General features: G+C 42.6%; 24 protein-coding genes. 3 read left to right on the top strand and 21 right to left on the bottom strand.

The genetic code is table 11. The annotated features are described in order from the left end of the window. Positions 1 to 59: 59 nt before the first annotated feature. The 16 genes from dnaE to rpsB form a co-directional block, all read right to left on the bottom strand. Entirely contained in the window at positions 60 to 3,536 is a 3,477-nt protein-coding gene (gene dnaE, locus BM739_RS17235) for a DNA polymerase III subunit alpha (protein ID WP_076542890.1), read from the bottom strand. A gap of 186 nt (positions 3,537 to 3,722) precedes the next feature. Next, the gene (gene rnhB / locus BM739_RS17240; protein ID WP_254843577.1) at positions 3,723 to 4,349 is read right to left on the bottom strand and encodes a ribonuclease HII; all 627 of its coding nucleotides are present in this window, start codon (positions 4,347 to 4,349) and stop codon (positions 3,723 to 3,725) included. Positions 4,350 to 4,437: 88 nt separating this feature from the next. Then, on the bottom strand, positions 4,438 to 5,580 hold the full coding sequence (gene lpxB / locus BM739_RS17245; RefSeq protein WP_076542892.1) for a lipid-A-disaccharide synthase: 1,143 nt from the start codon (positions 5,578 to 5,580) through the stop codon (positions 4,438 to 4,440). A gap of 8 nt (positions 5,581 to 5,588) precedes the next feature. Next, on the bottom strand, positions 5,589 to 6,359 hold the full coding sequence (gene lpxA / locus BM739_RS17250; RefSeq protein ID WP_076542893.1) for an acyl-ACP--UDP-N-acetylglucosamine O-acyltransferase: 771 nt from the start codon (positions 6,357 to 6,359) through the stop codon (positions 5,589 to 5,591). Beyond that, a complete protein-coding gene (gene fabZ, locus BM739_RS17255) occupies positions 6,356 to 6,817 on the bottom strand; it encodes a 3-hydroxyacyl-ACP dehydratase FabZ (RefSeq protein WP_076542894.1) in 462 nt (153 codons plus the stop codon). The genes lpxA and fabZ overlap by 4 nt, the downstream gene beginning before the upstream one ends. Before the next feature lie 35 nt (positions 6,818 to 6,852). Continuing rightward, positions 6,853 to 7,872, bottom strand: a complete 1,020-nt coding sequence (lpxD, locus tag BM739_RS17260) for a UDP-3-O-(3-hydroxymyristoyl)glucosamine N-acyltransferase (RefSeq protein WP_076542895.1) — start codon at positions 7,870 to 7,872, stop codon at positions 6,853 to 6,855. After that, complete coding sequence (locus tag BM739_RS17265; protein WP_076542896.1) at positions 7,872 to 8,369, bottom strand: OmpH family outer membrane protein; 498 nt, start codon at positions 8,367 to 8,369, stop codon at positions 7,872 to 7,874. Before BM739_RS17265 ends, lpxD begins: the two co-directional genes overlap by 1 nt. Positions 8,370 to 8,425: 56 nt before the next feature. Further along, positions 8,426 to 10,909, bottom strand: a complete 2,484-nt coding sequence (bamA, locus tag BM739_RS17270; RefSeq protein WP_076542897.1) for an outer membrane protein assembly factor BamA — start codon at positions 10,907 to 10,909, stop codon at positions 8,426 to 8,428. Between the two features lie 30 nt (positions 10,910 to 10,939). Then, entirely contained in the window at positions 10,940 to 12,310 is a 1,371-nt protein-coding gene (rseP, locus tag BM739_RS17275; RefSeq protein ID WP_076542898.1) for a sigma E protease regulator RseP, read from the bottom strand. A gap of 14 nt (positions 12,311 to 12,324) precedes the next feature. Then, positions 12,325 to 13,515, bottom strand: coding sequence for a 1-deoxy-D-xylulose-5-phosphate reductoisomerase (ispC, locus tag BM739_RS17280; protein ID WP_076542899.1), 1,191 nt, complete (start codon positions 13,513 to 13,515; stop codon positions 12,325 to 12,327). Between the two features lie 4 nt (positions 13,516 to 13,519). Further along, positions 13,520 to 14,377, bottom strand: coding sequence for a phosphatidate cytidylyltransferase (locus BM739_RS17285; protein WP_076542900.1), 858 nt, complete (start codon positions 14,375 to 14,377; stop codon positions 13,520 to 13,522). A 20-nt stretch (positions 14,378 to 14,397) separates the two neighbouring features. Then, on the bottom strand, positions 14,398 to 15,222 hold the full coding sequence (locus tag BM739_RS17290; RefSeq protein ID WP_076542901.1) for an isoprenyl transferase: 825 nt from the start codon (positions 15,220 to 15,222) through the stop codon (positions 14,398 to 14,400). Positions 15,223 to 15,305: 83 nt separating this feature from the next. Further along, the gene (gene frr / locus BM739_RS17295) at positions 15,306 to 15,863 is read right to left on the bottom strand and encodes a ribosome recycling factor (protein ID WP_076542902.1); all 558 of its coding nucleotides are present in this window, start codon (positions 15,861 to 15,863) and stop codon (positions 15,306 to 15,308) included. A 109-nt stretch (positions 15,864 to 15,972) separates the two neighbouring features. Then, entirely contained in the window at positions 15,973 to 16,710 is a 738-nt protein-coding gene (pyrH, locus tag BM739_RS17300; protein WP_076542903.1) for a UMP kinase, read from the bottom strand. 67 nt (positions 16,711 to 16,777) lie between these two features. Further along, a complete protein-coding gene (gene tsf, locus BM739_RS17305) occupies positions 16,778 to 17,629 on the bottom strand; it encodes a translation elongation factor Ts (RefSeq protein ID WP_076542904.1) in 852 nt (283 codons plus the stop codon). Between the two features lie 115 nt (positions 17,630 to 17,744). Then, entirely contained in the window at positions 17,745 to 18,473 is a 729-nt protein-coding gene (rpsB, locus tag BM739_RS17310) for a 30S ribosomal protein S2 (protein ID WP_076542905.1), read from the bottom strand. Positions 18,474 to 18,802: 329 nt separating this feature from the next. Here rpsB and map point away from each other — a divergent pair, with 329 nt between their 5' ends. From map to dapD, 3 genes are read left to right on the top strand one after another with little or no spacing between them, the layout of a single operon-like run. Beyond that, on the top strand, positions 18,803 to 19,594 hold the full coding sequence (map, locus tag BM739_RS17315; protein WP_076542906.1) for a type I methionyl aminopeptidase: 792 nt from the start codon (positions 18,803 to 18,805) through the stop codon (positions 19,592 to 19,594). A gap of 22 nt (positions 19,595 to 19,616) precedes the next feature. Continuing rightward, positions 19,617 to 22,196 (top strand): bifunctional uridylyltransferase/uridylyl-removing protein GlnD, encoded by a 2,580-nt coding sequence (gene glnD / locus BM739_RS17320; protein WP_076542907.1) that lies wholly within the window; start codon positions 19,617 to 19,619, stop codon positions 22,194 to 22,196. An 18-nt stretch (positions 22,197 to 22,214) separates the two neighbouring features. After that, positions 22,215 to 23,039 (top strand): 2,3,4,5-tetrahydropyridine-2,6-dicarboxylate N-succinyltransferase, encoded by an 825-nt coding sequence (gene dapD / locus BM739_RS17325; RefSeq protein WP_076542908.1) that lies wholly within the window; start codon positions 22,215 to 22,217, stop codon positions 23,037 to 23,039. A 62-nt stretch (positions 23,040 to 23,101) separates the two neighbouring features. Here the strand turns inward: dapD and BM739_RS17330 are convergent, their stop codons facing one another. The 5 genes from BM739_RS17330 to BM739_RS17350 all read right to left on the bottom strand — a co-directional run bounded on the left by BM739_RS17330 (position 23,102) and on the right by BM739_RS17350 (position 26,592). After that, on the bottom strand, positions 23,102 to 23,599 hold the full coding sequence (locus BM739_RS17330) for a GNAT family N-acetyltransferase (protein ID WP_076542909.1): 498 nt from the start codon (positions 23,597 to 23,599) through the stop codon (positions 23,102 to 23,104). 112 nt (positions 23,600 to 23,711) lie between these two features. After that, positions 23,712 to 24,287 carry a CBS domain-containing protein gene (locus tag BM739_RS17335; RefSeq protein ID WP_076542910.1) on the bottom strand — a complete coding sequence of 192 codons (576 nt, stop codon included), beginning with the start codon at positions 24,285 to 24,287 and terminating at the stop codon, positions 23,712 to 23,714. Positions 24,288 to 24,555: 268 nt separating this feature from the next. Further along, the gene (locus BM739_RS17340) at positions 24,556 to 25,092 is read right to left on the bottom strand and encodes a YaeQ family protein (RefSeq protein ID WP_076542911.1); all 537 of its coding nucleotides are present in this window, start codon (positions 25,090 to 25,092) and stop codon (positions 24,556 to 24,558) included. Positions 25,093 to 25,221: 129 nt separating this feature from the next. Then, entirely contained in the window at positions 25,222 to 26,148 is a 927-nt protein-coding gene (locus tag BM739_RS17345) for a bifunctional precorrin-2 dehydrogenase/sirohydrochlorin ferrochelatase (RefSeq protein ID WP_076542912.1), read from the bottom strand. Between the two features lie 126 nt (positions 26,149 to 26,274). Continuing rightward, positions 26,275 to 26,592 carry a DUF2007 domain-containing protein gene (locus BM739_RS17350; protein WP_076542913.1) on the bottom strand — a complete coding sequence of 106 codons (318 nt, stop codon included), beginning with the start codon at positions 26,590 to 26,592 and terminating at the stop codon, positions 26,275 to 26,277. Positions 26,593 to 26,597: the final 5 nt, after the last annotated feature.

Here is a 26,597-nt window from a genome sequence, read left to right on the forward strand (position 1 = left end):
CTCTATATTGCCCAAATAGCTCAGTAATCTGAGCCCGAAACCAAAGCCCGTTTGCTAAATTAATTAAACACGATTTTGACGTTTTTAGAGCCCACTAAACTTTCAATTGCCAGCATCAGTTCATCGGTTGGATTAACCCGCCATTCATCACCAAGGCGTAATTGGCCTGCGGCCTCTTGCTGCTGATAATTAATGATAACGGGCACGCTGCCGTTTTTCCAAGGCGTTAATGCTTGCTCAAATTGCTCCAGCCAAGCTTGATTGATGTCATCTGCGGTGATGTTTATTTCTACTGCATTTGCAAAGTGGCTGCGAGCCTCGCCAATTTCAATGATGTTGCGGGCCGTCATGCGATTGCCACCAGCAAAGTCATCAAAGCTGACTTCACCTTCGCAAATCAAAATTTTATCTTTTTCAAGCAAGTGGTTAAATTTTTCAAACGCTTCAGTAAATAGCATCACCTCTAAACGGGAGCTTTTATCATCTAATGTCACCAGCCCCATTTTAGAGCCACGTTTAGTGATCATCACCCGAGTCGCAATAACTAAACCCGCGGCTTTCATGGTTTTACCGCGATCGGTCGGGTGGACGTCTTTTAAACGCCCTGAAGTATATTGCTTGAGTTCTTTTAAGTATTGATTTATCGGGTGACCAGTAAGGTATAAACCTAAGGTATCACGCTCACCTTCAAGCCAAACTTTATCAGGCCAAGGAGTACATTCAACAAAGTTTTGTTTATTGTCTTCTGGTTCAGAGTTCAATAAGCCAAACATATCGTTTTGGCCAATGGCTTCAGCTTTGGCATGCTGCGCTGCGGCTAAAATCGCTTCTGGTAATGTCGCTATCATTGCCGCGCGGTGCGGACCTAAACTGTCTAATGCGCCGGCGCAAATCAGTTTTTCGATGACGCGTTTATTGAGCTTTTTAAGATCAATTCGGGCGCAGAAATCAAATAAATCAATAAATGGCCCATCTTTTCGGGCATTGAGAATCGATTCCACTGGGCCATCACCGACCCCTTTAATCGCACCGATCCCGTAGACAATGTTAAGCTCGTCATCAACGGTAAATTTGAATAAGCCTTTATTCACATCAGGTGGAATAAGCGGTATGCCCATACGCTCACATTCATCGACTAAGATAACGATTTTATCTGTGTTATCCATATCCGCTGACATTACCGCCGCCATAAACTCAGCTGGGTAATGGGTTTTAAGCCATAAAGTTTGATAGGAAACCAGTGCATAGGCAGCTGAGTGAGATTTGTTAAAACCATAACCTGCGAATTTTTCAACCAAGTCGAAGATCTTCATCGACAGGTCGCCATCAACACCGTTGTTGATAGCCCCCTCTTTGAACGTTCCGCGCTGCTTAGCCATTTCTTCAGGTTTTTTCTTACCCATTGCACGGCGCAACATATCCGCGCCACCTAGGGTATAACCTGCAAGAACCTGGGCAATTTGCATCACTTGTTCTTGATACAAAATAATGCCGTAGGTTGGCTCTAGTAGTTCTTTTAATGACTCATGTTGATATTCTGCATCTGGATAAGAGACCGCTTCACGGCCATGCTTACGCTCAATAAAGTTATCTACCATGCCTGATTGCAATGGTCCTGGGCGAAACAGTGCCACGAGTGCAATCATGTCTTCAAAACAATCCGGTTGCAGGCGTTTAATCAAATCTTTCATACCACGGGATTCTAACTGGAATACCGCTGTGGTTTCATAGCGCTGAAGTAATCTAAACGACTTAGGATCGGTTAAGTCAATGGCCTCAATCCTAACGGGCTCTTTGCCCTGCTTTGCTAGGCGCGGGTTAATCATTTGCAGCGCCCAGTCAATAATGGTCAGCGTTCTTAAGCCTAAGAAATCAAACTTAACTAGCCCCGCAGTTTCAACATCATTTTTATCGAATTGCGTTACTGGGTTTAAGCCTTCTGCATCACAATAAAGGGGCGAGAAATCGGTAATAACTGTCGGTGAGATCACCACGCCACCAGCATGCTTACCCGCATTACGGGTAACACCTTCAAGCCGTCGACACATGTCAATCAGCTCTCGGACATCTTCATCTGCGTTATACGCTTCTGGTAATGATGGCTCTACTTCAAAGGCTTTGGTCAGAGTCATCCCAGGCTCTGCTGGGATCATTTTAGTTAACCGTTCAACAAAACCATAGGGGTGACCGAGTGCACGGCCAACGTCTCGTACCACAGCTTTTGCCGCCATGGTACCAAAGGTAATAATTTGTGATACCGCATCTCGGCCATACAATTCAGCAACGTGATCGATAACTTCATCACGTCTATCCATACAGAAATCGACATCGAAATCAGGCATAGAGACACGTTCTGGGTTTAAGAAACGTTCAAACAGTAAGTCGTACTCTAGTGGGTCAAGATCGGTAATTTTTAGGGCATATGCCACTAATGAGCCCGCACCAGATCCACGACCCGGTCCAACAGGGATATCGTTATCCTTACCCCATTGAATGAACTCCATTACAATAAGGAAGTAACCAGGGAAGCCCATTTGGTTAATCACTTTTAGCTCAATATCTAGGCGTTCATCATACTCAGGACGCTTTTCTAAACGTACCTGTTCATCAGGGAATAAAAATTCTAGCCGCTCTTCTAAGCCTTTTTCAGACACATCGACGAGAAAGTCTTCAATGGTCAAATCGCCCGTTGGGAAGTTAGGCAAGAAATATTCGTGCAAACGTATGGTCACATTACAGCGTTTAGCGATTTCGACACTGTTTGCCAGTGCTGATGGAATATCAGCAAATAACTCACACATTTCTTCTTCTGTGCGTAAGTATTGCTCTTTACTGTATTTTTTGGGTCTGCGAGGATCAGCTAAGGTAAAACCATCATGGATCGCCACCCGTATTTCATGGGATTCAAAATCATCGGCCTTTAAAAAGACCACCTGATTGGTCGCCACAACCGGTAGATTGCGATCAGAGGCTAATTTAACCGCCATGTGCAGATAGCGCTCTTCATCAGCCCTGCCAGTTCGCAGTAGCTCTAAAAAGTAACGATCTTCAAAATGGGTTTGATAGAAATTTATCAGCTGATCAACTTGGGTTTGGTTACCTTTTAATAATGCCTTACCAACATCGCCTTCTTTGGCACCAGAAATAATCAAAATGCCTTTATTAAACTTAATCAGCCACTCTTGATCGATAACCACTCGCCCATCTATTTGGCCACGTAAATAGGCCTCACTGATGAGCTGGGTTAAATTTTGATAACCGTCGTTATCTAAAGCGATGACAGTTAAGGCACAAAACTCTTTTTCAAAACCTGGGACTTTCATCCAAAAATCAGCGCCAACAATCGGCTTGATCCCTGCCCCATGACAGCCACCATAAAACTTTACCAGACCACAAAAGTTATTTTGATCTGTTATCGCTAGCGCCCCCATTCCAAGATCTTGGGCTTTGGCAATAATAGGTTTTACTTTTGCCACACCATCTGACATGGAAAAATCACTGTGAACGCGAAGATGAACAAAACGAGGATCGGACATAGATTATAGTATCTTTGAAATGCGTGATTAAAAGAAGAAAACTGCTAGCCAGATTAACAAACTAACCTTGGATTTAATAGAACAGATTAGGGATATACTCGCTAAATAAGAGCATTTAACATCGTCAAAGCCATAGGCAATATTTGGCGATGTTGTCTAATGCAATATTGTTATAACGATAGCTGTTTAAGATTCAGATTGTGCCAGTACAGCCATCACAGGTTTAAAGCTTTTGCGGTGTTCAGCTAATACCCCATATTGTGCTAATGCTTCAAAATGGGCTTTGGTTGGGTAACCTTTATGATTGGCAAACCCATATTGTGGATATCTGGCATCAAGCTCAGCCATTTCCCTGTCGCGGGTTACCTTGGCAATAATCGATGCAGCGCTTATTGCTGCCACCAAGCCATCACCTTTGATAATGGCATGACTATTGATCCCAAACTCAGGACTGCGATTCCCATCCACTAACACTCGCTCTGGGGTAATACTTAACCCTTGCACTGCCCGCTGCATAGCCAACATGGTGGCATGGAGAATATTAAGCTCATCAATCTCAGTTGGGGATGCGCGGCCGACACTAATGCATAAGGCTTTTTCAGTGATTTCAGTAAATAGCAATTCACGGCGTTTTTCGGTTAATTTTTTTGAGTCATTTAAGCCTGATATCGGATTATTAGGGTCTAAAATAACTGCGGCGGTAACCACATCACCCACTAATGGGCCTCGGCCTACTTCGTCAACACCGGCAACCACGCCGCGGCTAATGTATTCAACTTGTTCAGGGGTAATGCCCTTTATTACTGCAGGAATACGACTCACAAATCACCTCTAAAATTGGCATAAAAAAACCTGCTTAAGCGAATAACATCACTCAATCAGGTTTCAAAAATTACTGATCTTAATCGAGTAAGTTAATTACCGCGTCAGCAGCTCTATCGCTGGCATTACAGCGTAGACTGCGATGAATTTGCTCAAACTCTTGCTTAAGCGGGGTAAAATCAGCATTTAACTGCTCAATCACTGCTGCTGAAATATTCTCAGGATTACACTCATCTTGAACAATTTCAGGAATAAGCTTTTTGCCCGCAAGCAAGTTTGGCAAAGAGTAATGCTCAACTAACATCATGCGTTTAGCAATATTGTAAGTCAGCGCATTAACCCGATAAGACATCACCATAGGCCTTTTAACCAGCATGGCTTCAAGTGCTGCAGTGCCTGATGCTAGCAAAATAGCGTCAGCAGCGGCCATGACTTCCCTTGATTGCCCTTCAATTAAATCGATTACCAAATCTGGCGCATACAGCTCAAGGGCGGCAATAAACTGCTCCCTACGGGCCTTATTCACCAGCGGCGTGACAAACTTAATATCTGGATAAGCTTGCTTAACAATCAGCGCCGCTTTAATAAAAGGTTCAGCTAACTGTTTTAGCTCACCACCGCGAGAACCTGGCAAAATCGCTAAATATTCTGCGTTGGCATCTAAACCCAGCAGTTTACGGGCTGCTAATTTGTCGCTTTCAAGCGGAATATCATCCGCTAATGTGTGACCGACAAAAGTACATGGCACCTGTTGTTGGTCATAAAACGCTTTTTCAAAGGGTAATAACGACAGCACCATATTGGTGGCTTTTTCGATTTTAAAAATACGTTTTGGACGCCAAGCCCACACCGACGGACTCACATAATGAACAGTCTTAATGCCTTTATTTTTTAACTTGAGTTCGACCCCAAGATTAAAATCTGGTGCATCAATACCAATAAAACAATCAGGCTTAGCGGCACAAATTTGCTCAATCAAACTGGCGCGCACTTTAAGTAAACGCGGCAGCCTTGCTAGCACTTCAACAATTCCCATAACGGCAAGCTCTTCAAACGAAAAAAAGCTCTCGAAACCAAGAGCCTCCATTTGAGGACCACCAATGCCAATAAAGCGCGCATCTGGGTAGTGTTTTTGTAGTGACTTAATTAAGCCTGCGCCTAAAATATCGCCGGAGATTTCTCCGGCGACCATAGCAAATATACGAGGGGTATTATTTGTCATTATCAATACTATCGAATGATCCCGCGAGATGAACCATTAATGAATTCAACCATGCCTTTAACGTATTCGTCGGCTGCAGCGTCTTCAGTAATTTCTGCTAATGCTTCTTCAATCGTTAAATTTTTACGATATAACGATTTATAGGTACGGCGAATAGCATGTTGGGTTTCTTTAGTGAAACCGCGGCGCTTTAAACCTTCAACGTTCAGGCCTCTTGGGATAGCAGGGCTACCGGCAGCCATCACAAATGGCGGCACATCTTGGAAGATGGTTGAAGATCCGGCGGTAAACGCGTGAGCGCCAATATGCACAAACTGATGTACACCTGTCATGCCACCTAAAATAGCCCAATCACCAACATGCACATGGCCTGCAATAGAGGCATTGTTTGCCATAATAATGTTGTCACCTAGCACACAGTCATGGGCGATATGCACATAAGCCATGAGCAGGTTGTTTGACCCTATACGGGTTTCACTATTATCTTGAATGGTACCGCGATGAATGGTCACGTTTTCACGAATGATATTGTTATCACCCATGATTAATGTTGTTGGCTCACCAGCGTATTTCTTATCTTGGCACTCTTCGCCAATTGAAGAAAACTGGAAGAATCGATTGCCTTTACCAATGACACTTGGGCCTTTTACCACAACGTGTGAGCTGATCCAGGTGTCATCACCTATTTCAACATCAGCACCAATGTAGCTCCACGGGCCAATAGTGACATTGTTACCAATTTTTGCGTCTGGATGAACGAATGCTAACTTATCAATCACTTGTTGATCTCTCTGCGTGCACACATGATTTCGGCTGAACAGGCTAGCTCGCCATCGACGAATGCTTGTCCTTCAAATACACCAATCCCTCGGCGCTCTTTAATCATTTTAACGTGGAAATGAATCTGATCACCTGGAGATACCACCCGCTTAAAACGTGCTTTATCAATACCAGCAAGTAAATATAAAACATCTGGTGATGGATCTGGACTCATGGTTTTAAATGCAAGCAATCCTGTTGCTTGGGCCATCGCTTCAATGATTAATACACCAGGCATTACTGGTTTAACGGGGAAGTGACCTTGGAAAAAAGGCTCATTAAAGGTGACATTTTTAATCGCATGTAAAGACTCACCTACGGTGTAATCTAGAACACGGTCAACTAACAAAAAAGGGTATCTATGAGGAAGATACTGAAGGATCTCTTCAATATCCATGGTATTTAATTGGTTTGACACGCTATTTCCTCGCAATGGCAATCATGCCATGACTTCTAATCTTGTATTTTCTTTTCAATCACTTTGACGCGATTAAATAATTCATCTAAATGACGGAAACGAACAGTATTGCGACGCCATGATTTGTTATCCATTGCAATTGTAGCAGATGAATACAAACCTGGTTTACGAATTTCGCTTGTCACATTGGTGCTGCCAGAGATATGGGTACCGTCTGCAACCTTCAAATGGCCCGCGATACCGCTACCACCACCAATAATACAGTACTTACCAAGAGTCGCACTACCGGCTAAGAAAGAGGTTCCTGCAATAGCGGTATTTTGGCCGACAACACAATTATGGGCAATTTGAACTTGGTTATCGATGATAACGCCATCATGAATTTCTGTATGAGATAAAGCACCACGATCGACTGTGGAATTGGCCCCAATTTCTACATTATCGCCAATTCTTACACCACCAGTTTGTGGGATTTTGATCCAGTTACCGCGCTCGTTCGCATAGCCAAAGCCATCAGAACCAATCACGCAACCAGAATGAAAAATACATTGCTGACCGACTATCACATCATGATAAAAAGTCACATTGGCTTTTAAAATACAGCCAGAACCTATGATGGATTGCTCGCCAATAACACTACCTGCAGCAATTTGTACGTCGTTACCAATAATGACATTGGCATCGATGACAACATTAGCCCCTATAGCGACATTCTCGCCCAGTTGCGCTGAGGCATCGATTTGTGCCGAAGGATGGATCCCTTTGGCAACTTTTGGGGTGGTATCTAAAAGTTGTGCTACCCGTGCAAAACCAACGTAAGGGTCTTTTAACACTAAGGCATTGCCGCTGTAATCTTCGGCATCTTTTTCACTCAATAACACCGCACCCGCTTGAGAGTTCTCAAGCTGGGCACGATATTTACTATTGGCTAAAAAAGAAAGTTGATCTGAGGCGGCATCTTCTAAGGTCGCGACACTGGTAATTACCAAAGTGTCGTCGCCTTTAACAGATGCGCCTAATAGCTGACCAAGCTCTTTTAAAGTCACTGTTTTCATTAGTTGCCTTTACTTAACGCTTGAACAACTTGATCGCTGATATCAGCATCTGGCTTAACGTAGATAACTGCACCACGTTGCAATACGATGTCGTAAGACTCTTTTGCAGCAATAGTATTAATCGCTTCTTGTACTTTAACTAAAAGCTTGTTTTGCTCTTCACCTTGACGACGACGCATGTCTTCATCAAGTGCTTTGCCTTTTAGTTGGAAATCAGACTTTAGTGATTCCATTTCACGTACAAGCTCAGTTTTTTGACTTTCGCTCATTAACGCGCCATCACGCTGTTGCTTTTCAACTAATTTGCGCATTTCTTCTTGCATTTTTTGTACATCAGCAACTCGATCACCAAACTCAGTTTTTAGTGATTGTGAAATTTGTTCACGTTGAGGCAGTTGCTCAAATACTTCGCCCATATCAACCACAGCAATTTTTTCAGCATGTGCCATCATAGGTGCACTTAAAAATGCCATTGTTACTAACGCGCGATTTAACATCTTTTTCAAAATAGACTCCTTGTTATTATCAGCAAAACTTGCCGAGTGTATTTGTTTTAGAACGTTTTGCCAATATTGAACGAAAATATCTCTGTTTCATCATCTTCGTACTCTTTAATCGGCCAAGCCAAGCTAAACACCATAGGTCCCATTGGTGATAACCATTGGACACTCATACCCCAAGAGGCACGGATCCGACCTGGGTCGCTATAATCTTCCAGTTTGTCAAACTCATCCGCTGGAAGGTACCTATACGAGTCATAATCAAACTCGGTATCCCATACGTTACCAGCATCAACGAAGAAACTAGTACGTACTGAATTAGAATAAGCCTCATCCAAGAAAGGCGTTGGAACAATCATTTCCACACTGGCTGTCGCAATGGCGTTACCACCAATTGAACGACCAGAACTCACTTGAATTCGGTTAGGATCACCCGGCAGTGTACAACCGTCACCTGATGGATCGGGCGCACATGGCTCACTACCACGGTATAAATAGAACGAACGTGGGCCGACAGAATTAGACTTAAAGCCACGTAATGAGCTACTACCACCTGAGTAATAATTTTCCCAGAAAGGTAAAATTTGATCATTATCATTAAACTGACCATAACCATTGGCATAACCTAAGCGCGCTCGTGTTAGTAACACAAAGCTGTGGTTACGGGTTAAGGGTAAGTAAAAATTGGTATCAAAGTCAGTTTTAAAATACTGTAGATCCGACCCTGGAATAGTCGCTTTCGCACTTAAGCGCTGCGATGAACCATCGGTTGGGAAGGTGCCGCGGTTTAATGTACTGCGATACCAGCCACCATTTATTTCAAAGTTATCAAAGGCTAAATCATCGTTCGGGTCATCAGACTCACGGTAAACATTATAAAAACGTAATGCTTGTTCATAAGCCGAGATTTCTGAAATCGCGTTATGACGATAACCGATACCGCCGTTTAAACGGTTGTTTTCGTTTATTGGGAAGCCTGAGTTTACTGCGATGCCATAAGATTTATTCTTATAACGCTCAAGGTTAGCCTCGTTTGCATCAAACTCGTTCCAGAAGATACTGCCGCCTAAGCTGACACCATCTTTAGTAAAGTACGGGTCAGTGTAAGAGAAGTTAACGTTCTTAGAATACTTATTGGTATTTAAGTTAATACCCGCTTGGTTACCCGTACCTAAGAAGTTACTTTGTTGTACACCAAACTGCAGACTTAAGCCTGACTCGGTACCATAACCGACACCGGCGTTAAATGAACCAGATGGCTGCTCTTTCACATTGAAAGCGACATCCACTAAATCATCACTGCCTGGCACTTGCACAGTTTCAGTATCCACTGTTTCAAAGTAGCCCAAACGGTTTAACAGCACTTTTGACTGCTCAACTTGCGCTGAGTTTAGCCATGCTCCTTCCATTTGACGCAATTCGCGACGCATAACTTCATCTTTAGTAACTGTGTTACCACTGAAGTTAATTGAACGTACATAAACGCGCTTACCAGGGTTAACATTAATGTTTAATGCAACCTGTTTGGTCTCGTCGTTAATTTCAGGATAGGTTTTTACTTCTGGGTAAGCGTAACCAAAACGGCCTAAATACTTGCTGTACATTTCTTCGGTGAAGGTCACATCACCGCCGTTGTACATGTCGCCTTCTTTGATCGGCAAAATAGCTTTCATTAACTCTTCACGGCCCATTAAATCACCGGTTAAGTTAACTTCAGATACCTCGTACTTATCACCTTCATCAACATTGATGGTGATGTACAAGCCTTTTCTATCAGGGGTCATTGCCACTTGGGTTGATGTTACCGCAAAGCGAATATAACCTTGGTTGTGATAGTAGGTTTTTACCGTTTCTAAATCGGCTTCAAGCTTTTGCTTTTGGTACCGGCGCTCACCAAATAAATCCCACCAAGCAACGTAATCTTTAAGTTCAAGTAAACCAATCAATTCAGCATCTGAAAAGACGGTATTACCCACTACGTTAATTTGGCGGATTTCGGCGGCTAAGCCTTCAGTGAAATTAAATTTAAGTTCGACACGGTTACGAGGTAAGTTAATCACTTCAGCTTCAACTTTCGCGCCGTATTTACCCACACCGTAATAGAAATCTTGCAGGCCTTTTTCAATGCCTGACAACATGGTTCTATCGAGTGACTCACCGATTTTAATGCCTGAGCCATCTAAGCTTTCTTGTAACTGCTCATCTTTAATATCTTTGTTACCTTCAAAGGTAACAGCACTAATAGTGGCACGCTCTTTAACGGAAACAAGCAATACACCATCTTCATGGCTAACACTGATGGTTTCGAAGTTGGTTGAGGCATACAAGCTTTTAATGGCTTGCTGTAATTTTACTTGGTCTACCGTATCGCCCACTTTAACGGGCAGGTTTAGCAAGGCAGCACCAAGTGCGACTCGCTGTAAACCATCAATCTGGATGTCGGTCACTTCAAATGGTTGGAAAGTTTCCGCCATACCATTGCCTGAAAATGACGCGCCGACTAAAATCATCGAGGCAAAAAGTTTATTCAATCTCATAGAGCACTTCTAATTATTTGTGTTCCCTGCTCAGAGTCTGGAAAAATCATTAAAGAGTGCAACACTCATCAACAATAACAGCATCGCTGCGCCAAACCTGAATCCTATGTCCTGTACCTTCTCCGGTACAGGCTTACCCGTAATCACTTCGATAAAGTAATACAGCAAGTGTCCCCCATCGAGTACTGGCAAAGGCATTAAATTAATGATGCCTAAGTTCACACTGATGAGTGCGATAAACCCAAGAAAGTACACAAATCCATAGTCTGCACTGGTACCAGCACCTTGAGCTATAGAAATAGGACCACTTAAGTTTTTCACCGACACATCGCCGGTAAACAGTTTTCCAATCATCTTAAAGCTGACAACCACCAGTTGCCATGTTTTATCAGCGGCTGCTGTGAAGGAATCTACTATGCCATACTCAAGCTGGAAGCGCATACTTTCCGGCCAATCAATTTGAGTAGGACTTACCCCTACCATGCCAATTATTTCGCCCGCTGCATTGGTTTGTGCTTGCGGGGTGACATTAAGGGTTAATGCTTGATTATCACGTAATATTTTTAGCTGCACCGTTTTATCGGCAGACTTTTGTATCACATCTACAAACGCATTCCAATCGCGGTATGGTTTACCATTGATGGCTGTAATTTTATCGCCAACCTGCATACCAGCATATTCTGCCGCGCTGCCTTTGCTGACCAAGGCTATTATAGGTTCAATGGCCGGGCGATAAATACCTAAACCAATTGCACTAATTGGCGATTCTTTATCGGGATCAAATGTCCATTGGCTAATATCAAGCGTATGGGATTGGCCAATCTGGGCATCTGTAACGGCCGCAGAAAGCGGTGTAAGGCTGATCTCTAACGAATCTCCACCAATGTGGCTTACTAACGCTAAATTAACTTCTTCCCAGTTTCTGACTTTTTGACCAGATACCGATAAAATTTCCATTGGCTCTTTAATGCTTATCTGCGCCGCTGGAGTATTGGCTTGGGTGGTATCAATAACTGGTTTAAACGAAGGTACGCCAATGATGTACATAAGGTATAAGGCAACAATGGCGAACAAAAAGTTGGCCATAGGCCCGGCTGCAACAACGGCAATACGCTGCCAAACGGTTTTTCGATTAAAAGCTTGGTCGAGTAATTCCTCTGGGACTTCTTCTACTCGCTCATCAAGCATTTTGACATAACCGCCAAGCGGGATCATCGCAACGACGTACTCAGTGCCGTCTTTGCCAATCTTGCGCCAAATTGCTTTACCAAAGCCAATAGAAAAACGTTCTACTTTGATGCCACAACGGCGTGCAACCCAAAAATGTCCGTATTCATGAACTGTAATCAAAATACCTAGTGCGACAATAAATGACCCTAGGTTCCATAAAAAATCTAACATTGTTCTCCTAAGAACTAGTTAATTGATTTGATTGCTTCATGAGCAATAGCACGTGCTTGTGCGTCTAACTGTAAAATATCTTCTATCGTCGATAACGACGACTGTGGCACTTTTAATAAACACGCTTCATTAACTTTAGCGATGTCGGTGAACTTAATTTGTTCAGCTAAAAAGGCTGCTACGGCAATTTCATTAGCGGCATTAAGCACTGTTGTTGCCTCTTGTCCCTGCTCACAGGCCTGCATTGCTAAGCCTAAACATGGGAAACGATTGAAGTCAGGTTCACAGAAGCTCAATTCTCGGACTTTGAAAAAGTCCAAAGGTTCAACTCCAGCGTTAATTCTTTCAGGAAAAGACATACAATGAGCAATTGGTGTACGCATATCAGGGTTACCCATTTGCGCAAGTACCGAACCATCTCGATATTGCACCATCGAATGAATCACACTTTGCGGGTGAATAACCACCTTTAATTGCTCTTTATTAGTATTAAATAACCAGCGCGCTTCAATAAACTCAAGACCCTTGTTCATCATGGTGGCTGAATCGACTGAAATTTTAGGCCCCATTGACCAATTAGGGTGGTTACACGCTTGTGCTGGCGTCATGGATTGAAGCGCGGCTAAATCGGCGGTTAAAAATGGGCCACCAGAGCCTGTCAGTAAAATATGCGAAATACCAGAGGCGGTTAAATCACAGTGGCCAAGGTTGGCTTGGATATCGGCAGGTAAGCACTGAAAAATAGCATTATGCTCACTATCGACCGGCAGTAAGGTCGCGCCACTTTGCACTGTGGCCTGCATAAACAATTCGCCAGACATCACTAAGGCTTCTTTATTTGCCAGCAATACCCGTTTGCCCGCTTTGACAGCGGCAAAGGTTGAAACAAGACCTGCGGCGCCGACAATCGCGGCCATCACGGTATCGACTTCAGCAGCCGTGACAAGACCTAATAACGCATCCTCACCTGTTGTCACCTTAGTGGCAATATTAGCAGGCATACGCTGCTGCAGCGCCTTAGCCGCAGATTCATCGACCATATGGGCATATACTGGTTTATGTTCGATACATAATGACAACATTTTATCGACGCTGGCATTGGCAACGAGACCATAAACCGCATATTGCTGTGGGTTTTGGCTAATAACACTTAACGTACTTGACCCAATGGAGCCAGTAGCGCCTAAAATGACCATATTTTGCATTGTATTAAATCCAGAATGCGATGTAGATAAGAGTGAAGATCGGTAGTGCAGCCGTTAAACTGTCCATTCTATCGAGTACTCCACCATGGCCTGGTAAAATAGTACCTGAATCTTTTATATCAGCAGCACGTTTAAACATGCTTTCAGATAAATCACCAAACGCTGAAGCTAAAGCCGTTATCAGCGTAACCGTAATCACTAAGGCTAATTCTTGTTCTGGTGAGTAATACATCACCCCAAATGCGACGACCAAGGTTGCTAATAAGCCACCAAGCAAACCTTCAAGGGTTTTATTAGGGCTAACATTGGGCATCAATTTATGCTTACCAAATGCGCGACCAGCAAAATAAGCACCAGTATCAGCTGCCCAAACAACTAACATGACTAAAAAGACTAAGGTGCCGCCAAAATAAGGGTCAACATTACTGCTGATTGATTTGAGCGTGATGAGGGCTACAAAACAAGGAATAAGCGTTAACTGGCCAAACATCGACTTCAGCATTGGGCTGTTTTTCCACATGCTGTCAGTTTTAGGAAAGGAAATTACTAAAAGCGCGCTTAAAAACCACCAAAAGGCACCAATAGCAATGATAGAAACAAAAATGGGGTGAAGCTGGCCCTTAAGCCACATTGCATCCACAGGGACGATAAAGTTTAACGCTAATAAAATAACGCTGACGGTGACGGTAAATGTCCACTGGGTCACTTTACATTGAGGGTCAATAAAGCTGCCCCACTCTTTTGCACCGATCATAAATACCGGCACCAAAACCCAAGCAAAATACTCTGCAGGCAAAAAGAAAATGGCTCCAATAACGAGAGGAAGTAACCATAATACTGTTATAATTCTTTGTTTTAACAAAAGTTTAGCCTCTTAATTCTTTATATAGCGCGAATGTCTTCGATTTGACTACCTGTCAAACCAAAGCGGCGCTGTCTACTGGCAAATACAGCAAGGGCATCTTTAAACGCTTGCTCATTGAAATCTGGCCACAAGGTGTCAGTAAAGACTAACTCCGCATATGCAGCCTGCCATAAAATAAAATTACTGATGCGGTAATCACCGCCGGTTCGGATCATCAAATCAACTTCATTTTGGCCGTGCATGCACAGTTGTTGATTTAATAATTCTTCAGTTAACTCATCGGATGCTAAATCACCTTGGGCGACTTTATCCGCTAATTTTTGTGTCGCCTGTAAAATATCCCAGCGGCCACCATAGTTAGCTGCAACATTAAGCACTAAACCAGTATTGCCTGCCGTTTTTTGTTGTGCTTCATGGATCTGTTTTTGTAAACGTGCAGAAAAGCGACTGATATCACCGATGATATTTAATCGCACTTGATTATTATGCAGTAGTTTGATTTCGCGCTGTAATACAGTGAAAAACAGTTCCATCAGCAAACTGACTTCTTTATCAGGACGACGCCAATTTTCACTGGAAAAAGCAAATAAGGTTAACGACTCGATTTGTAACTGACTCGCCACACTGACCGCTCGGCGCACGGCCTTTACACCGGCCTTGTGGCCAAACACTCTTGGTTTACCTTGTTGCTGAGCCCAGCGGCCATTGCCATCCATAATGATAGCAACATGTTTAGGCAACGACTGTTTAACCACATCAGATAACTGCCCAGGCAATTGCTCTGATGAATCAATATCGGTATCTAATTGTGTTTCTGGCTCAAATCCAACAGTGGATGACATCTATTGCAACCCTTTCAAATAGACAAACGCCGTGTAGTATAACCTTACACGGCGCTTCAACTCTAGCTTTGCTAAGAGGAGAATTAGACTTCCATCAATTCTTTTTCTTTAACAGCTAAAATTCCATCAATATTCTTGATACTAGCGTCGGTGAACTTCTGAATTTCATCTTCGCTACGACGAACATCATCTTCAGTACACTCTTTTGCTTTCTCAAGCTTTTTGATTTCGCTGATAGCATCACGGCGAACGTTACGTACTGCAACACGGCCATTTTCAGCTTCACCACGAACAACTTTGATGAAATCTTTACGACGCTCTTCAGTCAATGCTGGTAATGGAATACGCATTGAGTTGCCGGCTGTCATTGGATTTAAGCCTAAATCAGAGCTCATAATCGCTTTTTCGACAGCTTGCACCATAGTAGCATCAAATACGGTTACATTTAGCGTACGTGAATCTTCGATACCAATATTAGCAACTTGCTTAAGTGGTGTCATAGAACCGTAGTAAGAAACCTGAATTGAATCAAGTAAACTTGGGTGAGCACGGCCGGTACGCACTTTGGCCATTTGGTTTTTAGTTGCTTCAACACATTTGCTCATACGTTCTTGAGCATCTTCTTTAATTGTATTAATCACGTTAAATATCCTTTTGGTCACAAATACTTAATACTTGAACGGCACCTTGATAATGGTACACAGGTTGCCCTATGTCGATACCCGTTCAAGTTAAATTTCTAAGCCTGATTTAGCTCGATTTTTTAGCGCTAATATACGTGCCTTCTTCTTCACCCATGATAACACGGCGCAATGCACCTGGCTTATTCATGTTGAATACTAATATTGGCATGTTGTGGTCACGGGCTAGCGTAAATGCCGCTAAGTCCATTACCTTAAATTCGTTTTCTAACACTTCGTTGAAACACAGGGTGTCGTATTTAACCGCTTCTGGATCCTTCATTGGATCAGCTGAATAAACACCGTCAACTTTAGTGCCTTTAAGTACAACTTCAGCTTCAATTTCAATGCCGCGTAAGCAGGCTGCTGAATCGGTTGTACAGAATGGATTACCAGTACCTGCTGCAAAAATGACAACACGACCCGATTTTAATAAACTGATTGCTTCTGCCCAGTTGTAGTCATCACACACGCCTTTTAAAGGAATGGCTGACATCAAACGTGCATTTACATAGGCACGGTGCAGTGCATCACGCATTGCAAGGCCGTTCATTACGGTTGCTAACATGCCCATATGATCGCCAACAACACGATTCATACCAGCTTGTGCTAAGCCTTCACCACGGAATAGATTACCACCACCAATTACAACCCCAACTTGAATTCCTAACTCAACCAGTTCTTTGACTTCTTGAGCCATACGATCAAGTACTTTAGGGTCAATACCGAAGCCTTCTTCGCCCATCAAGGCTTCACCACTTAATTTTAAAAGAACGCGTCTAAATGCAGGTTTTGGATTGGTGCTCATAACTTTTTCCTAATTATAACAAAACCGCAGCGGTTGCTGCGGCTTTAGGGTATGAAGAGATGTTGAATTACGCTTTTTTAGTAGCGGCGATTTGTGCAGCAACTTCTGCAGCGAAATCTTCTTCTTTCTTCTCGATACCTTCACCCACTTCTAAACGAATGAAGTTAGATACTGTTGCGCCTTTCTCTTTAAGAATATCGCCAACAGTTTTCTTAGGCTCCATGATGTAAGCTTGACCAGTAAGAGAGATCTCACCAGTAAACTTCTTCATACGGCCAATAACCATCTTCTCAGCGATTTCTTGAGGCTTACCTTCGTTCATCGCGATTTCTACTTGAAGCGCTTGCTCACGAGCAACAACATCAGCAGGTACGTCAGTTGGATTAACGAATTCAGGCTTAGAAGCAGCAACATGCATTGCAATGTGCTTAAGGGTTTCAGCGTCAGCTTCACCCGTTACAACAACACCGATACGGTCGCCGTGACGGTAAGTAGCTTGAGTAGCACCATCAATGTATTCAATGCGACGAACATTGATGTTTTCACCGATTTTAGCAACTAGAGCAACACGTGTTTCTTCAAACTGTGCTTTTAACTCTTCGATTGTTACTTTAGATGCAGCAGCAACTTCAAGTACTTCGTTAGCAAATGCTAAGAAGTTACCGTCTTTAGCAACGAAATCTGTTTGGCAGTTAACTTCTAATAATGCAGTGTAGCCTTCAGCTTGCTTGATTAGAATTGTACCTTCAGCAGCAATGTTACCTGCTTTTTTAGCAGCTTTTGCAGCACCGCTCTTACGCATGTTATCAATCGCTAGCTCGATATCACCGTTAGTTTCAGTCAATGCTTTTTTACAGTCCATCATGCCAGCGCCAGTGCGGTCACGAAGTTCTTTAACTTGGGCAGCAGTAATTGCCATTGTTAAGTCCTCAAATTTGATTCGTTTAATATTTCATCTATAAAACAGGGGCCTAAAGGCCCCTGTTCACCAATTAATTATTGGCAAATAAGGGAGATGGTAACCATCAACCTTATTAAACAGTTTCTACGAAACCGTCTTGCTCAGCTTGAACAGCTAAATCTTGACCACGGCCTGAGTTAGCAGCTGCAGCAACAGAAGAAGTGTACAAACGGATAGAACGCATAGCATCATCGTTACCAGGAACGATGTAGTTAACACCATCTGGAGCAGAGTTAGTATCAACAACAGCAACAACTGGGATACCTAAGTTGTTAGCTTCTTTAATAGCGATATGCTCGTGGTCAGCACCGATAACGAATAATACGTCAGGTAAGCCGCCCATGTTTTTGATACCACCAAGAGATTTTTCTAACTTCTCTAGCTCGCGAGTACGCATTAACGCTTCTTTCTTAGTAAGCTTGTCGAAAGTACCGTCAACAGACTGGCTTTCTAGCTCTTTAAGACGTTTGATTGACTGACGAACAGTTTTCCAGTTAGTCAACATACCGCCTAACCAGCGGTGATCAACGTAGTACTGGTCACAAGAAATTGCAGCTTCTTTGATAGCTTCGCCAGCAGCGCGCTTAGTACCAACAAAAAGAACTTTACCTTTCTTAGAAGCAACGTTGCTAATGAAAGCTAATGCTTCGTTGAACATTGGTACAGTGTGCTCAAGGTTGATGATATGAACACCATTACGAGCACCGAAGATGAAAGGCTTCATCTTAGGATTCCAGTAACGAGTTTGGTGACCGAAGTGAACACCAGCTTGAAGCATGTCGCGCATTGAAACAGTAGTCATTTTATATACCTTAATTTGGGGGGTTAGACCTCCACGGATCCCATACCTTCGACCCTTGCCTAAATAGACTAAGAGCACCCCGAAGAATGTGTCGATACGTGTGTGATTTAGTATTTAGTTAAATTGCCATCTATAACATGTATAATGGCCGCCATATTTTACTCTTAGTGAAGCAATAAGTGAAGAAAGCTTTGATGCTTAGTTCTCTTTTATGTTTCGTTAAGACTTATACATAACGGCGCGCTTTATACCATAACTGGGTAAAAAGTACAAATTTTGCCACATTTTAAATGCGCTTTTTTGACAGCGACAACGGTAAGAGAAAATTCATGAGCATAGTTATCAAGACAGCAGAACAAATCGAAAAAATGCGTGTAGCCGGTAAATTAGCCGCTGACGTTTTAGAAATGATAGCCCCACATGTCAAAGTGGGAGTAACGACAGATGAACTGAATGAAATTTGTGCTAAATACACTGAAGAACATGGAGCTATCTCTGCGCCGCTGAACTATCACGGTTTTCCGAAATCAATCTGTACTTCGGTAAATGAAGTGGTGTGTCATGGCATTCCAGGCCCTTACATATTAAAAGACGGTGACGTGCTCAATATCGATATCACCGTGATTAAAGATGGCTTTCATGGCGACACCTCTAAAATGTTTTTAATTGGCGATGTTAGCCCTAAAGACAAACGTCTAGTTCGTATTGCTCAAGAAAGCCTTTATTTAGCCATTAAGAAAGTCAAGCCGGGTGCTAAGTTAGGTGAAATTGGCACGGCAATCGAAAAATTTATTAAAGCCAGCAAATCCGGTTTAGATAAGTACTCAATTGTGCAAGATTATTGTGGTCACGGCATCGGTGAAGGCTTCCATGAAGAGCCACAAGTGGTCCATTATAAAAACAACGACAAAACGGTTTTAAAAGAAGGCATGTGTTTCACAATCGAGCCAATGATTAATGCAGGACGCTACACAACCGTTTTAGATAAAGAAGATAACTGGACAGTGACCACTTCAGATGGTAAAAAATCAGCACAATGGGAACACACATTGCTAGTGACTAAAACCGGAGTCGAAGTACTCACACTACGTAATGAAGAAGAATTCCCAAGAACGCTTTAACTTTTAGGTAAAAAGGACGTCAATGAACACTGCGCTGGTAGCTAAAAACACCCTAGTCGATCTAAACCAGCGCTTATTGGCGCAATTTGCTCAAAAGCAGCCAATAACTGAACTCGTCAAAGAGCGTTGTGTATTTGTTGATGAGCTATTACAACAAGCTTGGCAATCGTTTGATTTTAATGAGCAGACGATTGCACTCATTGCGGTGGGTGGTTACGGCCGCGGTGAATTGCACCCTCACTCTGATATTGATTTACTGATCCTGACCCAAACCGAAGCCCAGAGCCAGCAAGCCCAAGAGCTTATCAGCCAATTTATCACTTACCTGTGGGATTCTGGCTTAGAAATCGGTCACAGTGTGCGCACCATTGAGCAAACCCTTGAGCTTGGCCTTAGTGATATCAGCACTGCAACTAATCTACTTGAAGCTAGATTGTTATCAGGTGACGAAAGCTTATTTGATCAATTATATGACGCCATTCGTGAACATGATTTTTGGCCTTCTGACACATTCTTTCTTGCCAAAAAACAAGAACAGCAATATCGACATGCAAAAGCCAACGCCTTTGATTTAGAACCCAATATCAAGTCATGCCCCGGTGGCTTACGCGATATTCAAACTGTGGCATGGGTGGCTATGCGCCACTTTGACGCCGCATCATTACAAGAATTAGTTGGCTATGGTTTTCTTGAGCCCATTGAATTAACCGAGTTACTGGAATGTCAGGATTTTCTCTGGCAACTGCGTTTTTCACTGCACATGATTGCTGGCAGAGATGAAAATAGGCTGCTGTTTGACTTACAACGCCAAGTAGCCGCGGCCATGGGTTATGAGGATGCTACTCAGCTCGCGGTCGAGCAAATGATGAAACGCTATTACCGCACAGTAAGACGGGTAATGGAATTAAATGAAATGTTGCTGCAGTTATTTAAACGCGCAACCTTGCATCAAACTGCGCCGTTAACCATTCAGCCAATCAATGATCATTATCAGCGCCGTGGTCACTTCATTGAAGTACTCGATAATCAACTGTTTGAGCAACAACCTGAACAAATTATTAATTTATTTTTGTTAGTGGCCAAAAACTCTAATATCCAACGCATTTATGCGCCAACGCTGCGGCTTTTACGCAAAGCACGACGTGGCCTTAAGGGGCCACTGCAAGATAACCCAGAGTGTAGAAAATACTTAATGCGTATTTTAAAGCACCCTCGCGGCATAACGGCTTTATCCTTAATGCATAAACACGGCATATTATCTTCATACTTACCCGCATGGCGTAACATCGAAGGTCAAATGCAGTTTGATTTATTTCATGCGTATACGGTTGATGAGCACACCCACCGCTTACTGCTCAACATTGACCGCTTTTCGCAAACTGAGCAGATAGATGAATTCCCCTTAGGCGCGATTTTAATTAATCAGTTGCCAAAAAAAGGCTTGTTAGTTTTAGGGGCTATATTCCATGACATTGCTAAAGGTCGCGGCGGCGATCATAGTAAATTAGGCTCTAAAGATGCGCTGGATTTTTGTAAGCTCCATGGATTAAACGATCATGACGGCCGTTTAGTGGCTTGGCTGGTTGAAAACCATCTAGTGATGTCAGTCACCGCCCAGCGCCGTGATATTTCAAATCCTGATGTGGTGGCCGCTTTTGCTGATAGAGTTCAAGATGCGGTGCATTTAAGTTATTTATATTGCTTAACCGTAGCCGATATTTGCGCGACCAACCACAAAGCATGGAATAACTGGAAAGGCTCATTACTGCGGGATTTATATTTTTCAACTCAGCGCGTGTTAGCCAGAGGCAAAGAAAAGCCCATTGATGTGGCTGAGCGAGTCCAAGAAACCAAACAAAAAGCGCAAAAAGAGCTACTACGACGCGGCGTAAAACAAAAAAATATTGATGCGTTATGGCTAAGGTTTAAAGATGATTACTTTTTACGTCATCAACCTAATCAGGTTTCATGGCATACTGAGGCCTTGTTAAAACACGACAAGCAAAAACCCTTGGTGCTTATTTCAAAACACACGACCCGTGGTGGCAGCGAATTATTTGTCTATGCCAAAGACAAACCTAAGCTGTTTGCCACTGTTATGGCGGTGTTAGACAATAAAAACATTAATGTTCATGATGCTAACGTTATGACATCAAATGATGATTACGCCTTAGATACATTCGTTATTCTAGAGCAAGATGGTGAACCAATCAGCCAACTTTCACGCATTCAGTCGATTAAAAAGTCGCTTGAAAAGGCATTAACAGCACAAAAACCTAAACCATCAAAATTTAGAAAGCTGTCACGAATCATGAAACCTTTTAATGTTCGTACCCAAGTGAGTTTCTTACCTGGGACTAACCATGATACAAGTATGATGGAACTCATCGCATTAGACTTCCCGGGCTTATTAGCCAGCGTCGGAGAAGTGTTACATCGCTGCGATATCACCTTATTATCAGCTAAAATTACCACCATTGGAGAGCGCGCCGAAGATTTCTTTATCTTACAAAATAATGCCGGCAGCGAGCTCAATGAAGCGCAACAAGCACAATTATCTGAAGCCCTCTTAGGAGCGCTTTCAACACCTTTACCACAATAAACTAATCGGGAGAAAGTAATGGAGGCATTACGCCAACGCATAGAAGCTGCATTTGAGGCTCGTCAGGACATCACACCTAGCACGGTAGAGCCAAGTGTTCGTGCAGATATCGAAACTGTTATTAGCATGCTAGACAAAGGTCAGGCTCGCGTAGCAGAAAAGATTGATGGCGAATGGCATGTACACCAGTGGTTAAAGAAAGCGGTACTGCTTTCTTTCCGTATCTTTGATAACCAAGTTATCGACGGTGGTGATACTAAGTACTTTGATAAAGTGCCGCAGAAATTTGCTGACTACACAGCAGAGCGTTTCAAAGAAGAAGCGATCCGTGTTGTACCACCAGCAACGGTTCGTAAAGGCTCATTCATTGGTAAAAATACCGTATTAATGCCTTCTTATGTCAACTTAGGTGCATTCGTTGACGAAGGCACTATGGTCGATACATGGGCGACTGTGGGTTCTTGTGCACAAATTGGTAAGAACGTACATTTATCTGGCGGTGTGGGCATTGGTGGCGTATTAGAGCCACTACAAGCAGGTCCTACTATCATTGAAGATAACTGTTTCATTGGCGCGCGCAGCGAAATCGTTGAAGGCGTAGTTGTTGAAGAAGGCAGTGTGATTTCAATGGGCGTATACATCGGCCAAAGCACACGTATTTTTGACCGTGAAACAGGTGAAGTACATTACGGACGTGTACCAGCAGGCTCTGTTGTTGTTTCTGGTAACTTACCTTCTAAGTGCGGCACTTACAGCTTATATGCTGCAATTATCGTTAAAAAGGTAGATGCTAAAACGCGCGGAAAAGTTGGTATTAACGAATTACTACGTATCGTAGATTAATTGTTAGTCACCCAATTAAAAGGGCTTCTTTTGAAGCCCTTTTTTATATTTTAGCCTAGCAGTCAATTACTGATTATCTTTTCCATCGGTATACAAGCAAGCTCAAGCCCCCTTGGGGAATGATAAATGGATTGTTTGTCACCTTTAAAGCCACAAGCCCGATAAAAATCAGCTGCATTTAAAGAGGCATCCAGTATTAATTTTTTACAGCCTGCTTTAATTGCGACAGCTTCAAGTTGTTGTAACATCGCCCTGCCAACACCTTGACCAAACGCAGTGGGCCGCACAAACATCGCATCGACCATGCCAGTAGTCACAATAGGACTGTCGACGGCATCATGGTTAACATCAATCATGCCAACCCCAACCACTGCATCATTGACCATAGCAACATAGCCGTGCTCAGAAAATGCATCAGTAAATGCTATCGGCAGCTCACCAGCAGTCCAAGCTGCCAGCATTGCGTCATCATAATGCCCTTTGCATTGGCTTAGTATCGCTTGGTTTCGAATTTCAAATGCCACTTTGGCGTCATGGCGCTGCGCTTTTCTGATCTGCATCCTTGCTCCGTGTAAATATCATGTTTAATCATTACACATTATTGTTTTACCGATATAAAAACAACACATCAAGCTTGATTAATTGACGTTGATTAATTGGGGTTGAGTTCGGTTAACTCGCGGCTTTCAGTTTTTCGATATTATCGGCAATCTCCATAAAGCTGGGATTTAAATTCACATCAATGGGGAGTTTTAAGGTTCGCACAATATCATTAGCCGAAATTAAACCACGAATAACGTGGGCTCGCTCGTCAACGACTAAGCAGTGCTGATGTTGGGAATGTTTTAGCGTCTCAATGACATCAATAATTCGCGCTTTAACCAGTTCCACATAATCTATGGCTTTCAACTCATGTTTGGGCAACATAAAGTCACTCAATAAAAGTTGATCTCGCGAAAAACCTGCGGCGACCTGCTTGAGCATTTCTTGGTTATGAAGCATTTGTAAACTCACCAGCCCCATAAAATGCCCTTGTTGATCAATGACAATTTTTAACCTGACATGGGATTGTTTCATTAAATGCTCAACGTCTACCGCAGCGGTATTCATTTCAATTACAAAAGGTTTTAGTTGGCTAAAATCGGTAAACACCGCAGCGGCGGCTGAATAGATATTGATATGCTTAGACACTTCAGGGCGGGCTAGCTCATCGACTTTGTCAACTGAATATAACTTTAGCGTTTTCATTAAAAACTTCCTTTTTAGACAAAACAACCGATATTTTGAGGTGTTATCGAGTCTAATTGAGGGAAGTTATCAAGCTTATTACAATTAAAGCTTTTAAATTATAATCACTTGCAATGACTTCATAGTTTAAATTGCCACTATCAGGCTTTGGCATAGGCAAACTTGATAGTGGTATACGACGGCTTAATTTAGACAGGTTAACCTTTAAATTATAGTGCAAATTGTATAATTTTTAGGTTTAAAACAAATATAAGCTCTTTGGTTGAGCTTACTTTAAACGCTCTGGTTGAACCATCAGGCTATTGGCTTCGTCAGACAACCAGATTTCACCATCAGTAATACTCACCTGTAATTTCATGCTGCGATTAACAAACACTTCCATTGCTGCAACACTTTCTTCAGCAATATTAAATACGCTTAAGTTTTTATAGCGTTGCAGTGCTTGTTCATTTTGTTTCCACCAAATAGGCACACTGCGACCACTGTAGGTGATTAACTGAACCTGCTTTGAACGACCACAAGCTTTACGCAGCCACTTCTCATCAGCTTGACCAAATTCAATCCATAAATTGATTTCATCAGATAAGCTTTTTTCCCATAACTCAGGTTCATCTTCAACACAAAGCCCTTTGCTAAATTGCAGCGAGTCCGAAGCATTCATAATAAACGCTAAAATTCTCACCATCATGCGGCTATCCGTTTCTGAAGGATGCTGGGCAATGGTAAGTTGATGATCGGCATAGTAATGTCTATCCATATCAGCGATTTGAATTGTTGCTTTATAGACGGTAGCTTTAGGCGCCATGGGAGTTCCATACAAATAAAAAAACCGAGTCTAACCTGTTTAGCACAAGTATGAAACTCGGTTTAGAATATGTTTCTAGCTCAGTCAATTTACCACTACGCTAGACTGTAACTATTCCCACAAAAATGACTATAAAGCCCCCGGTTGAAGGTGCTTCGCCATGGGGAAATGTGCTTTAAATTTTTTTAACTTTTCACTGTCTAGCACCAATAGCATGCGCTCGCCATGGTGATACTTTGCTGTAATTTCACTGAGATTAGGGACGGTTTCTCGGCTAGCATCACGCCTGATAAGTTCATTAATATCGGTACTTACGCCATTTTCAGTCAGCGGGCTGTCCCGATAAATTACTTCAATTTTCTGCAATAATGGCATAGCGGCAATAGGCAATAAGGCCGCGTTATCGTTTTCATCTAACAATAATATTTCGCCATCGGCAGCTAAACTGCTAAATGCATCTTGATAATGCGCTTCTGTTACACTATCAAAACGATCACTGTTTAGTTTAAAGAATCGCTCCCAAAATAAACGTCTATCTTTACCTGAGCTGATTTTTTGCTGTACTTCGGTGCGCTTTGACGCGACAAAATCAAATAGAGGGCTCAATGACTGGGGTAATAGTGTTTCAAGTCGGGAACGAATAGTGCGAGCAAACACTGGCGCAGCGCCAGCGGTACTGATGGCAACCACTAAGCGGCCTCTATCGACAATGGAAGGTGTTATAAAGCGGCAAAAACTAGGGTTATCAACCACATTGACCCAAATGCCTTTTTGGCTGGCTAAAACGGCATAGTCTTTATTGAGTTGCTCATTGGCTGTGGCCATGTAGATCACATCGACATCAGCAATATCCGCGGCTTCAATATCGCGCCTATGTAATCGAATTCGCCCTTTTTGATGATAGCTTTCAATTTCTTGAGCGATATCCGGGGCAATAACAGTAATGTCAGCTTCGGTACGTGACAGCAAATCAAGCTTTCTAGTGGCCACTTCCCCCGCACCGACAATTAATACCTGTAAATTTTTGGTATCCACAAATAATGGAAAATACTGCATCGATCACTCACAAAGTAATTAACATAATCAACTATAACCAGTTAATAGCGCCATTGTCATCGTCTTATTTAGTATCAATAATAATGATTCAATCTTAAGACATTTACAGCGGTTAAAAGATAAACCTTAGTTGTGGGTGGTACTTTGTGGCGAGCTGCATTGCCAGCACAGTTCAAAACTGCCTTCATTCATCTCATGACATTGAAGACATTGCCATTGCGGGCTATCCATATTATGAGACTCTAACAGCGTTTTAGCTTGCTCGAGTTGATTTTGACAAACCCAGATATCCACCGTTTGCATTTCAGTGGGTAACTCACCGACACCACCGAGTAAAGCTTCACCGGTCAATTCTACCCATATGCCATTTGTTTCAAGCAGCCCTTTCCAAGTATGCGCTTGGAGTAAATTACCGCCCGTTAAGAGTACTTTTCTATTATCCATTATTA

This window comes from Shewanella sp. UCD-KL21 (assembly GCF_001957135.1).
Classification (GTDB): domain Bacteria; phylum Pseudomonadota; class Gammaproteobacteria; order Enterobacterales; family Shewanellaceae; genus Shewanella.

Excerpts from the sequence above, each read along its gene's own strand:
- glnD (WP_076542907.1), top strand. The coding sequence starts at position 19,617 with ATGAACACTGCGCTGGTAGCTAAAAACACCCTAGTCGATCTAAACCAG.
- BM739_RS17335 (WP_076542910.1), bottom strand. The coding sequence starts at position 24,287 with ATGAAAACGCTAAAGTTATATTCAGTTGACAAAGTCGATGAGCTAGCC.
- pyrH (WP_076542903.1), bottom strand. The coding sequence starts at position 16,710 with ATGAGCACCAATCCAAAACCTGCATTTAGACGCGTTCTTTTAAAATTA.
- dapD (WP_076542908.1), top strand. The coding sequence starts at position 22,215 with ATGGAGGCATTACGCCAACGCATAGAAGCTGCATTTGAGGCTCGTCAG.
- bamA (WP_076542897.1), bottom strand. The coding sequence starts at position 10,909 with ATGAGATTGAATAAACTTTTTGCCTCGATGATTTTAGTCGGCGCGTCA.
- BM739_RS17265 (WP_076542896.1), bottom strand. The coding sequence starts at position 8,369 with ATGTTAAATCGCGCGTTAGTAACAATGGCATTTTTAAGTGCACCTATG.
- rseP (WP_076542898.1), bottom strand. The coding sequence starts at position 12,310 with ATGTTAGATTTTTTATGGAACCTAGGGTCATTTATTGTCGCACTAGGT.
- rpsB (WP_076542905.1), bottom strand. The coding sequence starts at position 18,473 with ATGACTACTGTTTCAATGCGCGACATGCTTCAAGCTGGTGTTCACTTC.
- BM739_RS17330 (WP_076542909.1), bottom strand. The coding sequence starts at position 23,599 with ATGCAGATCAGAAAAGCGCAGCGCCATGACGCCAAAGTGGCATTTGAA.
- map (WP_076542906.1), top strand. The coding sequence starts at position 18,803 with ATGAGCATAGTTATCAAGACAGCAGAACAAATCGAAAAAATGCGTGTA.
- lpxD (WP_076542895.1), bottom strand. The coding sequence starts at position 7,872 with ATGAAAACAGTGACTTTAAAAGAGCTTGGTCAGCTATTAGGCGCATCT.
- BM739_RS17345 (WP_076542912.1), bottom strand. The coding sequence starts at position 26,148 with ATGCAGTATTTTCCATTATTTGTGGATACCAAAAATTTACAGGTATTA.
- lpxB (WP_076542892.1), bottom strand. The coding sequence starts at position 5,580 with ATGACAAATAATACCCCTCGTATATTTGCTATGGTCGCCGGAGAAATC.
- tsf (WP_076542904.1), bottom strand. The coding sequence starts at position 17,629 with ATGGCAATTACTGCTGCCCAAGTTAAAGAACTTCGTGACCGCACTGGC.
- BM739_RS17340 (WP_076542911.1), bottom strand. The coding sequence starts at position 25,092 with ATGGCGCCTAAAGCTACCGTCTATAAAGCAACAATTCAAATCGCTGAT.
- BM739_RS17350 (WP_076542913.1), bottom strand. The coding sequence starts at position 26,592 with ATGGATAATAGAAAAGTACTCTTAACGGGCGGTAATTTACTCCAAGCG.
- BM739_RS17290 (WP_076542901.1), bottom strand. The coding sequence starts at position 15,222 with ATGTCATCCACTGTTGGATTTGAGCCAGAAACACAATTAGATACCGAT.
- dnaE (WP_076542890.1), bottom strand. The coding sequence starts at position 3,536 with ATGTCCGATCCTCGTTTTGTTCATCTTCGCGTTCACAGTGATTTTTCC.
- ispC (WP_076542899.1), bottom strand. The coding sequence starts at position 13,515 with ATGCAAAATATGGTCATTTTAGGCGCTACTGGCTCCATTGGGTCAAGT.